7 protein-coding genes are annotated in these 12,301 nt (G+C 62.0%); 4 read left to right on the top strand and 3 right to left on the bottom strand.

The annotated features are described in order from the left end of the window. On the bottom strand, positions 1–1,801 hold a 1,801-nt coding region (locus K9L28_10075), incomplete at its 3' end, for a hypothetical protein (GenBank protein MCF7936673.1). 484 nt (positions 1,802–2,285) lie between these two features. Next, positions 2,286–6,503 (bottom strand): right-handed parallel beta-helix repeat-containing protein, encoded by a 4,218-nt coding sequence (locus tag K9L28_10070; protein MCF7936672.1) that lies wholly within the window; start codon positions 6,501–6,503, stop codon positions 2,286–2,288. 966 nt (positions 6,504–7,469) lie between these two features. Between K9L28_10070 and K9L28_10065 the strand changes: the two genes are divergently transcribed. Both K9L28_10065 and K9L28_10060 read left to right on the top strand, forming a co-directional pair. Further along, positions 7,470–9,278, top strand: coding sequence for an aldehyde ferredoxin oxidoreductase family protein (locus K9L28_10065; protein ID MCF7936671.1), 1,809 nt, complete (start codon positions 7,470–7,472; stop codon positions 9,276–9,278). Positions 9,279–9,283: 5 nt separating this feature from the next. Further along, positions 9,284–9,556, top strand: a complete 273-nt coding sequence (locus K9L28_10060) for a MoaD/ThiS family protein (GenBank protein ID MCF7936670.1) — start codon at positions 9,284–9,286, stop codon at positions 9,554–9,556. A 76-nt stretch (positions 9,557–9,632) separates the two neighbouring features. Here K9L28_10060 and K9L28_10055 read toward each other — a convergent pair whose 3' ends face one another. Next, positions 9,633–10,253, bottom strand: coding sequence for a LysE family translocator (locus K9L28_10055; GenBank protein ID MCF7936669.1), 621 nt, complete (start codon positions 10,251–10,253; stop codon positions 9,633–9,635). Positions 10,254–10,380: 127 nt separating this feature from the next. Between K9L28_10055 and K9L28_10050 the strand changes: the two genes are divergently transcribed. Both K9L28_10050 and K9L28_10045 read left to right on the top strand, forming a co-directional pair. Next, positions 10,381–10,572 (top strand): hypothetical protein, encoded by a 192-nt coding sequence (locus K9L28_10050; GenBank protein ID MCF7936668.1) that lies wholly within the window; start codon positions 10,381–10,383, stop codon positions 10,570–10,572. Positions 10,573–10,687: 115 nt separating this feature from the next. Then, positions 10,688–12,115 carry an aminotransferase class V-fold PLP-dependent enzyme gene (locus K9L28_10045; protein ID MCF7936667.1) on the top strand — a complete coding sequence of 476 codons (1,428 nt, stop codon included), beginning with the start codon at positions 10,688–10,690 and terminating at the stop codon, positions 12,113–12,115. The last annotated feature ends 186 nt before the right edge of the window (positions 12,116–12,301 follow it).

The raw sequence follows: 12,301 nt of genomic DNA, 5'->3' as shown, positions 1-12,301 counted from the left end.
GGCCCTGGGCGGACTGCTGGGCTCCGCTGTTGTCCTCGCCGTCCAGGGGCTCCACATCCATACTGGCCACCTCGCTGTCGGGTTCCACATCACCGCTGCCGATCTCCTCCGGTTCGGGAACGGGGCCCGGTGTGGGCGTTGCCGTGGGCGCTGCAGCAGGTGTGGCCGTCGGGGCTCTGGTTGGCTGCGGTGCCAGGGTGGGGATCAATGTGGGTGTCGGTGTGGCCGGTCTCGGCGTCGGCGTGGGGGTGGCCGGTTCCGCGAGGCTGTCGGTAAAGGCCTTGACGCAGACATTGGCACCGTCGATATGCAGGTCCAGCTCATCCCAGTCTGTCATGCTGGGTGAGATGAAGCTCTCCTTGTATCCGCAGGTAGCGAAGCTGCTATAGTCTTTGACCGGGCTTTCGACCGGGATAGGGGAGTGGTACCCGGGAGTGGTGAGTTGCAGGACAATGGAGAAAACCTCGTCTTTGCTGACAGGCACCGCATTGTTGAGCGGAATGGTGACGTAGCCTGCTTGCTCCAGTTTTCCGTCGATCACCTCCCAGAGGTCTCCATTGCAGGGATCGTCGGGATGGTCCGGGAGATCGGTGTAGACGTAGATGGTGTACTGGGCCGGGTTCATTGAGGAGCCGCCGAGAGAGTAGAAGGAGACGGCTTTGATCCGTTCGCCGCTGCTCCCTTGCGTGGCGGTTCCCCGCGTTGTGCGGCCTGTGCCTGTCTTGAAGACATTGGCGCACCAGGCCGTGTCGGAGCCGAAGCCTATTGCCTGGCAGAGACCGAGAGGATCGTACTGGTAGATATTGTCGTAGTTGTCGGTCTTCTCGACGGTGTAGGCCACCCCGTTTTCGAGGCCCGCGCTGTGGTAGGAGATGTAGAGGTATCCCTTGTCGCCCCAGTCGGTTCCCCAGCTGTTCCGGACGATCCAGGCACCGTCTTCGGCGGGTTCCGAGGCGAAGTTCTCTTTGGGGTAGTTGTCGTTCCAGCCGACGATATTGACTGCGTGGTCGGTTGCCGGCGCGGCGTCATAGGGATAGTAGTAGGCGTTGGTTTCTTTGTTCCAGACCGCCGGATCGGCCATGCCGCCTGCGAACATGCTGATACTGATCGCACCGTAGTGCACCAGGGCGTACTTGGCGTTCCCGGTATCGAGAGGTTCGTTCCTGATCCCGGGGAGGTAGAGGGCCTTCTGGAGATGCTTTTGGACTGTTCCCTTCCCTGTGGGGTCCTCTCCGCCGCAGGGAGCGTCGCTTTCCAGTACCGGGGCGTCCCAGCGGGCCAGAACGGACGCCGCCTGGCGGTCTACCCCGCCCAGGTGATACCATTTGACGGAGTAGTCACGGTCAAATGGAGGATAGTCGTTCTCCGTCACGAAACCGTTGTAGGTCTCGTAGGCCAGCTGCCACTCCGAGTAGTCCGCCTTTTCCTTGTCCTGTTTCAGCATGGAGGATTCGATGGATGCCTGGGCGGCGAAAGCATAGCAGATTTTGTAGGTTCTTTGGTTGCGGACAGGCGGCACCTGGTCGAGAGTGCGGAGATCATAGGTGGCGGCGTAGTGTCGCACCTCTTCCCGGGCGTTCAGGGGAACGATGGAGCTCCCCGCCAGATGGGAGAGGTTTACCGGATGGGGGATGCACCCCCGGGGCTCGGCCTGTTTTGCTTCTTCCAGTTGCTCCCGGTAAGCCAGAAAGTCCGGATTCGGCGGCGCCGGCTGCGGTGCCATGGCGGCGGCCGTACCGCAAACCAAGAGCGCCGCCGCGACGACAGACGCGGTCACGTAGTGTTGCCTTCGTCTTCTCATGGGATTCCATGCCCCCTTGCTGTGTCGGTGTAGAGCGCTATTGCATGCCGTGCTGGAAAGGCTGGTTTGTGGAGTTTCTGCATTAGTATGGGAAATTGGTCCTGCCTATCATACCTGCAGAGGATGGAGGGTACAAGGAGAATCCCTGCGATTTGTCGCTGTGTTTGGAAAGATGAACTGCAGGAATGCTCCGTAGGCGCGCTGTGGCTGTTTGGGTGGTTCCCCTGGGAGGCATGGCACAACCCAGTGGAGGCTCTCAGGGTGTGGGGTTGCAGCGGCGGCGGGTGGCTTGTCGTATCCGCCAGCTCTCCGTGGCCTGTGTGGTGTCCATATGTGCGCATGCAAGGGAAACGCCGGGCACCCTGAAGGATGCCCGGCGTGATGGAGGAAAGGGCTCCGCGGAGGCGGTGGCGGCTGCCCCCGGAGCCCGGCTGGTTGTGGTGCAGCGCGCCCCGGGGTGTCCCGGCTGCGCGGAGAACGCCGTCTACCGCCGGATGGCCAGCAGCCCCGGCACCAGGACCAGCAACAGTCCGAAGAGCGAGAAGCCCATGCTGCAGCCGCCGCCACCGCCGCTTGAGGGCGTCGTCGGTGCCGTGGTCGGTGTGGCCGCCTGATAGGTCACAATGGCCAGGTCCGTCTCCACGAGGCCCACCTCGCCGTCCTGGTCGTAGGCCTTCTGGTCGGTCACGAAGAGCTTGAGACTGCCGTCTGCTGTCTCGGTGATCTCCAGGTCCTCGCCGCTGTAGCCGGGATCGAAGCGTTTCCAGTCGCCGCCCTGGTTTTTGACCAGCACCTTCGTCCTGATTTCGGCCTGGGCGGTCATCTCGTTGCCGCCGTCACTGATGGTGAAGCCCGCCCTGTCGCTGCCTTCCCTCAGCCTGGCCTTCACCTTGGAGGTGCGGATCCGGTCGACCTTTCCGGCTTCGCCGTCGTCGATCATCTCCTGGGCCTGCTGTGCCACCTCGTCCTCGTCTTCCTCTTCCACCGGCTCCACATCGGCGCTGACCGTCCCGGAATCCTCGTCGGGCGTCACGTCATCGCTGTCCACATCCTCAGATTCCGGAACGGGAACCGGAGTGGGCGTAGGTCCGGAGGTCGGTGTCGCCGTGGGGGCTGCAGTCGGTGCGGTCGTCGGCTCCGGGGCGGGCGGTTCGGTGGGTACCGGTGCTGGTGTAGATGTTGGCGCGGTGATCTGGATTTCGTAGGCGCCGATGTCGTAGCCGTTGCCCGAGGGCCTGGGTTCGCCGCGCTGGTCGGTGGCCGGGGCTCCATTGGCCGTAGCGCTGTCGTAGGCTGAACCGGTTGTGCCGATGGCGCAGGTTTCCGTGGGTCCGCCGTTGTCTTTCAGCGTGTCCAGCATCGGATCGGCATTGGTGTTGTGGTCGCCGAACCTGTCGGGGTTGTCGTCGTTGATGACGGAGTAGGTGATGGTGGGAGTGGAATCGCCGTTGTTTGCGATATCGTTGTTGCGGTCGTTCCAGAAGATGCTGTTGGTAATAGTGGGATTGCTGCCCTCTTGATTGTACATGCCGCTTCCATGGCTGGAGAGGTTGCCCGTAAAGGTGCAGTTGGTGATTTTGGGATCGCTTCCCCAGTTGGCGAAGGCTCCGCCCCCGTGATCAGGTGACGTTGTTCCGTTTTGGTAGTAGGTGCAGTTGGTGGTCACCACATCACTGCTGAGGTTCCAGACGGCGCCGCCTGATTTGGCTGTAGTGTTTCCGTCGAAGGTGGAATGCAGGATCCTGGCGTTGCTCTGTGTCTGTGCCAATGCGCCGCCGACCTGTACGCCGCGGTTTTCCGTAAAGTCGCAGCTCTGGATAAGAGGTTCTACGTAGTAGGTGTGGATAGCTCCGCCCGAATCCCCTTCGTTGCCCGTGAAGGTGCAGTTCGTGATCGTCATGTCGATGCTGATGGCCTTGTGGTAATCGGGGCTTGTGGTTGTCATGATGGCGCCGCCCTGGCCGTCGGCTTTGTTGTCGGTGAAGGAGCAGTCCGCAATCTCTATAGTGATATCGTAGCTGCGGACAGGATCGAGATAGTGTTTGATGGCGCCCCCCTGATCGCCATTGTCGGCGTAATTGCCGGTGAAACTGCAGTTCCGCATCGTATAGCTGCTGTCGTGGACATAGATGGCCCCGCTGTTACCCGTGAAATCGCAGCTCTCTATAGACGCCTCCTCGCTGAGATGGAGGCTGAAGCCACCTCCGTGATGATTTGCCCATCCTGTGACGATATTGTTTTCGAATGTGCAGTCTTCAATAGTGGGGTTGCTCTCGTTAAACCATATTGCAACACCATCGTCGCATTGAGATTCGTTGTTTCTGAACACACACCCACGGATAATGGGATAGCTTTGTCCGTATTCGCTTGCTATCCCAGCAGCATCCTCACTGGCGACGTTGTCTTCAAAGAGACAATCTTCGACTAGAGGGCTGCTGGTATCTTCAAAGAAGCCGCTGCCGGACACCGCCCAATTCCCTTTGAAAGTGCAATTCCTGACAGTGATGTTGGTACTGTCTGCGACAAACGCTCCCCCACCCAAGAATGCCTTGTTATCCTGGAAGGTGCAGTTGTCGAAGGTTAGGCCGCTTTCGTAGGAGAGGAATCCTCCTCCAGATCTGTAAGCGAAGTTGTTCATGAATTTGCAATTGCGAATCACAAGAGAGGAGATTCCCTTGACCTGCATCCCGGCGCCTTCATTATCGACCTCGTCGCCGCCCAGGTCCCGCGAGGCATAGCCGTCGCGGATGGTGAAGCCGTCAACAATGATCTCGGGCTCGATGTCGCTTGAATTGTAGTCCGGGTCAACGGCGGACAGTACGTGGTAACAGTTGTCCCGTGAGACGGTTTCGTTTCCGATGTTGCCGCTGAGGATTGTTTCGTTGTCACTGATGTCCCGCTCCGACAGGGAGGTCTCATCGCCGGCGAAGCCACCGTAGACCTCGACACCCTCCGGAAGTACAAAGCTTGCCTCCCGGTCCGTGCTGGTGGGCGTATCGACGCTGATCGGAGTGTAGGTGCCTGCAGCCACCCAGACCTCGTTGCCGGAAGCAGCCTTCTGCAGGATGCCCGCCAGATCCGAGGAGGCGTTCTCCCAGCTAGAGCCGTCGCCGGAACCGTTTTCGGTGACGAAGTAGTGGGTGCCTGCGGCATCGTCGGTGAAGGCCTTGAGGCAGACATTGGCGTTAGCGGCCAGGGTCGTCATATCCGTCCAGGTTGTCCCGTTCGACGAGACGTAGCTCTGCCCCGCCGACGCCGTGGCGTTGCTGGTGTAGCCGGTGATCGGACGTTCCACCCCAATGGGGTAGGTGTACCCCGGCGTGGTGAGCTCCACCACGATGGAAAACCTCTCCTCCTCGGCGACATAGACGGCGTTGCCGAGCGGTACGGTGACGTACCCCGTGCGGCCCAGTGTCCCGCCGGTCACATCCCGCAGTGTCCCGTTGATGGGGTTGCCGGGGCTCGCCGGGAGATCGGTGTAGACATAGATGTTGTAGGTCGCGGGGTTGGACGTGGAGGCGCTGTTGCAGTAGAAGGAGACGGCCTTGATCTGTTCGCCGGCCGCCCCTTTGCTGCCGGCAGCCTCCTTGCCCGTTCCGGCCTCGAAGACATTGGCGAACCAGGCCGTTTCCGAGTCGTACCCGACGGTATCGCAGGCGCCCAGGGGATCGTACTGGTAGTTATAGTCGTAGTTGTCGACATCCTCCACGGCGTAGGCGATGCCGCTGTCGATCCCCTTGCTGTAGTAGGAGACGTAGAAATAGCCGCTGTCGCCCCAGGCGCTGCCCCAGCTGTTGCGGACGATCCAGGCGCCGTTGCCGGGGGGCGTGGTGGCGAAGTTGTCCGCCGTGTAGCTGTCGTCCCAGCCGACGATATCCACGGCGTGGTCGGAGATCCCGGATCCCTGGTAGTAGTAGGCGCTGGTGGCGCTGTCCCAGACCGTGGCGTCACCCATGGCTGACGAATAGACACCGATGCTGATGGCGCCGTAGTTCATCAGCGCATACTTGGCGTTCTCGATGTCGATGGCGGGGTACCTGGGCATCATCGGCGAGGCGGGATCCATGTGGAGATAGTGGGCGTTCTGGAGATGTTTCTGGATGGTCTCGTTTCCTGTGGGAGTCGGGCCGTCATAGGGTGCATCGCTTTCCAGGACCGGTGCATCCCACCTGGCCATCACCGCCACGGCAATCCAGTCGTCGCCGCCCGCGTTGGGCCAGTCCCTTCCCGAATTGTTGTCGAATGACGGTGTGCCGTTAAAGGCCTGATACCCCAGCTGCCACTCCGAGTAGTCCGCCGTGCCCATCCCCTGTTTCAGCATGGAGGACTCGATGGAGGCCTGGGCGGCGAAGGTCCAGCACATCCCGTAGGGGTTCTGGTCTTTGACGGGAGGGACCTCCCCCAGCGAACGGAGGTCGTACTGGGCCGGAGCGGTGTTGACCTGCTTGCGGGCGCTCCGGGGGACAAAGGACTTTCCTGCCAGATGGGAGAAATCCACCGGATGGGGGACGTATCCCGTGGGGTGGCCTCCGCCGCCGATGCCCACGTTCGAGCTCTTCTCGTCGATCTTCTCCAGATAGGCGAGGAAATCCGGGTTCAATGGGGCCGACTGCAGCTCCGCCGCGAGGGCGGTTCCACAGTAGAGCAGGGCTGCTGCTACCAATAGAAATGAAATAAACAGATGTCTTGTTCTTTTTCTCATAACGCCTCTCCTTCGCTTGAAATTGACGTATTTTAAAATTCCGGAAGTCAGTCTGGAAGTCAAGCTCGTGTCATTATCCCATTATGGACACCTCCTCCAGTCTCGTCCTTTCCCTCTCTCTGTCAAACCGCTGCCATTCTGCTGCCAAATGGATTCCCCCTTGCGGATGCCAAAGATTCTGTTGGCCCGGTCTTTTGCGCGACAGGGCCTATTTGTCGGAGTGATGCGAAGGAGGATTGTATACAATAAAGTTCGGGTAATGTCTTGGTAAAATCAGTGTACCACAAGGTCATTTTCCCAGAGGGCTTTGCACGTCTCGCAAATATTGCGATCGATGCTCTCTGCCTTATAAATGGAAAAAATTTCGGCCTTTTGCCTTCGTTTTGGAAAGTCGGACCCTGATTTCCGGCGGAAGGGCTCCGATTGTCCCTTAAAGTCTATCTTGAGGGAATGTTCCGAATTCTTTGGTGTTCTTTTGGTTCTCTTTGTCAGACTGCAGGGTGAACATTCGTGTGGCTGTGTCAGCATCCGCGACTGCTGTCTCTTGTTCTGAATTTTCAATGGGTGTAGTATTTCATGGCAATGCGGCGGTCCGGGAAGAAAGGGGGTGCCGTATTGCGTGGCGGGGACACGTTGCTGTGGGTGGCGGCGCGTCGTCGCAGAATCGCGAAGGGAGGGATCTGCCGGAGCGTTCCGAGTGATCTCCAGCCGTGGAGGCTGCGGCCTCCGAAAGGAATAGCTGTGGCAGCAGGGTTGGCAATCAGGTTTGTAACTACGTTTGGGGAGGGGTAGCAAACCGTGATGAGAGTGATGCCAAGCGTGCCCTATGCGTGGTTAGGCTCTGAAAAGTGCCTGATGTCTCCTCTGCGGGGAATGTGCGTACCGTTGCGGCGGCCGGTGGCTCTGCGGCGGTAGCCGAGTGGTCGATGGGACAGAGAGCCAGTGATTGCAGAGGAGGGACTGTGTATGTATGGATGGACGGGTACTGTGTTGCGTGTGGATCTCACGGCAGGCAAGGTGACGAAGGAAGCGACCAGGATGGACGACGCCGAGCGCTACGTCGGCGGACGCGGGCTCGGCACCAAGTATTTCTGCGACGAGGTGGACCCCAAGGTGGATCCCCTGGGCCCGGAGAACAAGCTGATCTTCGCCGGGGGGCCGCTGACGGGGACGCTTTCGCCTTCCAGCGGACGGTTCAACGTGGTCACCAAGGGCCCGCTCACCGGTACCATTGCGGCGTCCAACTCCGGCGGTTTCTGGGGGCCGGACCTGAAGTACGCCGGTTACGACATGATCATCTTCGAGGGGAAGGCGGAGAAGCCCGTCTACCTCTGGGTGCACGACGACAGTGTGGAGCTGCGCGACGCCGGCGAACTCTGGGGGAAAAAGACCGACGAGGCCACCGATACGCTCCTGGAGGCCACCGATCCCAAGGCCAAGGTGGCCTGCATCGGGCCAGCCGGCGAGAATGGTGTGCTCTTCGCCTGCATCATGAACGACAAGCACCGTGCGCCGGGACGCAGCGGAGTCGGAGCGGTGATGGGCTCCAAGAACCTCAAGGCCGTGGTGGTCCGGGGGACGGGCAAGGTGCAGATCGCCGAGGAGGAGCGCTTCATGGCGGCGGTGAAGGACGCCCGTACCAAGCTGAGCGAGAACTCCGTCACCTCCGAAGGGCTCCCGGCCTACGGCACGGACATCCTGGTGAATGTGATCAACTCCGTTGGCGCCCTGCCCACCAGGAACTTCCGGGAGGCGCAGTTCGAGGAGGCCGAGGCAATCAGCGGCGAGACGCTGGCCGAGAAGTATCTGGTGAAGCCCAAGGGCTGTTTCGGCTGCGCCATGCGCTGCGGGCGGGTCTCCAAGTCGGAGCCGCCCTACGAGGGCGAAGGCGAGGGGCCGGAGTACGAGACGGTCTGGGCCTACGGCGCCCACTGCGGGGTGAGCGACCTCAACGCCATCACCAAGGCCAACTTCCTCTGCAATGAACTGGGGCTGGACACCATCACCATGGGCAGCACCATCGGCTGCGCCATGGAGCTCTACGAGGAAGGGGTCATCGACGACGGCAGGGTGGGCGGCGCGCTGGGATTCGGTGCGGCGGAGATGCTCACCAGGCTCACCGAGGCCACGGCCTACCGACAGGGCTTCGGCGACGAGCTGGCCCTCGGTTCGGCCCGTCTGGCCGAGAAGTACGGCCGCCCGGAGCTCTCCATGTCGGTGAAAAAGCAGGAGATGCCCGCCTACGACCCCCGGGCCCTGCAGGGAATGGGGCTGGAGTACGCCACCTCCAACCGCGGCGGCTGCCACGTCCGCGGCTACCTGACCTCGCCGGAGGTGCTGGGTCTGCCGCAGAAGCTCGATCCCGACAGCATCGACGACAAGCCCACCTGGGCCAAGATCTTCCAGGACCTCACCGGCACGGTGGACGCCGGCGGCATGTGCCTCTTCGCCACCTTCGCCCTTGGGGGCGACGAGATCGGCGAACTCCTGGCCGCGGCGACAGGCAAGGCCTACGATGCCGGGAAGGTGCTGGAGGTGGGCGACCGCATCTGGAACCTGGAACGGCTCTTCAATCTCAAGGCGGGGCTCTCCGCCGCGGACGACCGGCTGCCCGATCGACTCCTGAAAACCCCCATTCCTGCGGGGCCCGCCCAGGGCAAGGTCAGCCGGCTTGCGGAGATGCTGCCCAGGTACTACGAGGAACGCGGCTGGGACGACAAGGGCGTGCCCACCGCCGAGAAGCTCGCCGCGCTGGGTCTGGAAGGGTACAAGTAGGGATGATCAAGGTCGCGTTTTTCGGCACCTTCCGGAACGTGACCGACTGCAAGGCCGTGGAGGTCCCGGAGCAACCCACCGTCCGGGACCTCCTGGCGGCTCTTGCCGACCGTTACGGCACTCCCTTCCGGAGGATGGCCCTCACGGAGGCCGGAGAGATCTCCTCACAGACGATCATCCTCGTCAACGGCCGTCATATCGTCCACCTGAACGGCGGCGACACGGAGCTCGCCTCCGGCGACGAGGTCTCCGTCTTTCCGCTCCTCGCCGGAGGGTAGGGGGACCTTCGCAGGTTCCATAGATCGTGAACCGGGATTTCATGCGAGGGATGCCGGGCCGGCTTTTTGTGTCTGGTTAGGTCTGCTTCATCGCCGCCGTGAAGATGCCGGCCCCGATGAGCGCCGTACCGCCGCACCGGTTGACCCACCTGTGGAAGGCACTGCTCTGCAGGGTCTCCCGCAGCGTTCCCGAGAAGAATGCCAGGAGACCGGCGTTGGTGAAAGAAAGCAGGAGGAAGGTCCCCATCAGCAGCGGGAACTGCTGCGCCGCAGGCTGCTGCGGATTGACGAACTGGGGCAGGAAGGCGACGAAGAAGGCAATGCTCTTGGGGTTTGAGGCCGCAACGATATAGGAACTGCGGAAGAGGGCGGGGCCTCTGGTTGTGTGTGGAGCCTGTGTGGAGGTTTCTTCTCTGGAGGCACGCCACCGGCCTATCCCCAGATAGACCAGGTAGCACGCGCCTATCCATTTGAACACGGAAAAGAGAACCGCCGAGGCGGAAATCAGTGCTCCCAGCCCCACGATGGAGAGCGTCATGGCCGTGAAGTCCCCCAGGACAACGCCGGCCACAAGCGGGACCACGGAGGTCCTCCCGTATGCCGCTGCCTGGCTGATCACCGTGATGATCACCGGGCCGGGCAGAATGAGAATGCAGACCGAAGCGGCCACGAAGGCCGCCCAGAGTTCGAGGCTCATCGTGTTCCCTCCCTTTGCAGCACCTCCATTCTACACCTCACGAGCTGTATCCGCAGTGACCGGAACGAAAACACCGGAAAGCGGCCGAGCCGGCAATGGAAGGACCTCCACTGCGCTGACGGAAAGCATGACGAAGGAGGCGGTCGCAAAACCGGCGGCACCATCAATCGTTTCGCTGGTGCTGTTCGGCAGGGAGACGCACAGGAAGATGATCCAGAACTTTGTCTGGGCTACAGGCTATACTGTTGCGGCCATACCCCTGGCCGCCGGTGTTCTGTACAACGCCGGCATTCTCGTCAGCCCCGCGCTGGGGGCGTGATGAGCCTCAGCACGGTCATTGTGGCGGTCAACGCCCAGCTGTTGCGCAGGAAGATGGCCGTGCGCCGGGGGGCATAGTTGCGACCAACTGAGCATGAATGGGGAGAGCAAAAACGATGCAGCCACTACAACATCGGATGTTTCAGGAGATGTCCAGTAAAGAGGTATTCAGAACTGCCCAGCAGTGCGCCTTTGAATACGCCGATCAGGTTTCCGGCCGCCCCGTCTTCCCTCAACAGGAAGCCCTGGAGGGGCTCGGTGTGTTCGAGGAACCCCTCCCCGAAGAACCCTGTGACGCACAGTCGCTGGTGCGACAGCTGCACCGGTACGGATCTCCCGCCACGGTGACGGGCACCGGCGGGCGCTATTTCGGCTTTGTCACCGGTGGGGCGATCCCGGCCTCCCTTGCGGTACGGTGGCTTTCGGACATGTGGGACCAGAACGCGGCACTGCAGGTGATGTCTCCCGTGGTGGCCAAGCTTGAGGAGGTTTGCCAACGCTGGCTGCGCGAGCTCCTGGGGCTGCCCGATGAGGTGGTGGCCGGTTTTGTCAGCGGCACCTCCCAGGCCATAGTCTGCGGGCTTGCGGCGGCCAGGTACCGTGTGCTGGAACGGGCGGGGTGGGAGGTCAACACCCGGGGCCTCAACGGTGCCCCTGCTGTGCGCATCGTGACCGGCGACTGCGCCCACGGAGCGGTGGTCAAGGCCGTCTCCGTGCTTGGGCTGGGCACCGGCAACGTGGAATGGGTTGCAACGGACAGTCAGGGCCGTATCGTGCCGGAGGCCCTCCCGGAACTGGACGACCACACTGTTCTGATCCTCCAGGCGGGCGAGGTGCGCACCGGTGCCTTCGACCCCTTCGGCGAGCTCTGCGCAAAAGCCCGGGATGCCGGAGCCTGGGTGCATATCGACGGGGCCTTCGGTCTCTGGGCGGGAGCCTCGGAACGTTTCCAGGATCTCACCAGAGGCATGGAGATGGCCGACTCCTGGTCGGCGGACGGGCACAAGACCCTCAACACCCCCTACGACAGCGGCATCGTCCTCTGCCGGGACCGGGAGGCCATCGCCCAGGCCCTGCACGCTTCGGGGTCCTACCTTGCCTTCGGCGATCAGCGGGAGGGCATGTACTATACGCCCGAGATGTCCAGGCGGGCCCGGGCCGTGGAGCTCTGGGCGGTACTGCGCTATCTGGGCCGGTCCGGTGTCGGCGAGCTGGTGGCCGGGCTGCACGACCGGGCGGTACAGATGGCCGACGCACTGCGGGACAAGGGCTTCGCCATACTGAACGACGTGGTCTTCAACCAGGTGCTTGTGGCCTGTGAGGAGGACGAACTGACAACCAGGACAATGGAACAGATCCAGGCTTCAGGCGAATGCTGGGTGGGCGGTGCCGAATGGTGTGGACGGAGGGTGATCAGGGTAAGTGTCTGCTCCTGGGCGACGACGGAGGATGATGTCTCCCGTTCGGTGCAGGCCTTTGCCGCGGCCCGTCACAAAGCGCAGGCAGAGATGGAGCGGGGGCGCCTTCCCGGAGACTCTTCATAGGAAGATTCCCGGCCCGGGCTGTCTGCCGCGGGCCGGGAGGAGGATTACAGGGGGAGCCAGGTGCCGAGATCCTGCTCCCTGGCCTTTTGGAGGGGCGCCAGTGGAACGGAGCCCCGCGGTTGGCAGGCGTAGGCATGAGGAAGCGGGCGGAGCGGCGTGCCCCTCTTGGCTATCCCATGAAAAGAA

The sequence above is a fragment of the Synergistales bacterium genome (assembly GCA_021736445.1).
Classification (GTDB): Bacteria; Synergistota; Synergistia; order Synergistales; family Aminiphilaceae; genus JAIPGA01.
The sequence above is the reverse complement of the archived record's forward strand: the minus strand, read 5'-3'. Positions and strand labels throughout refer to the sequence as shown.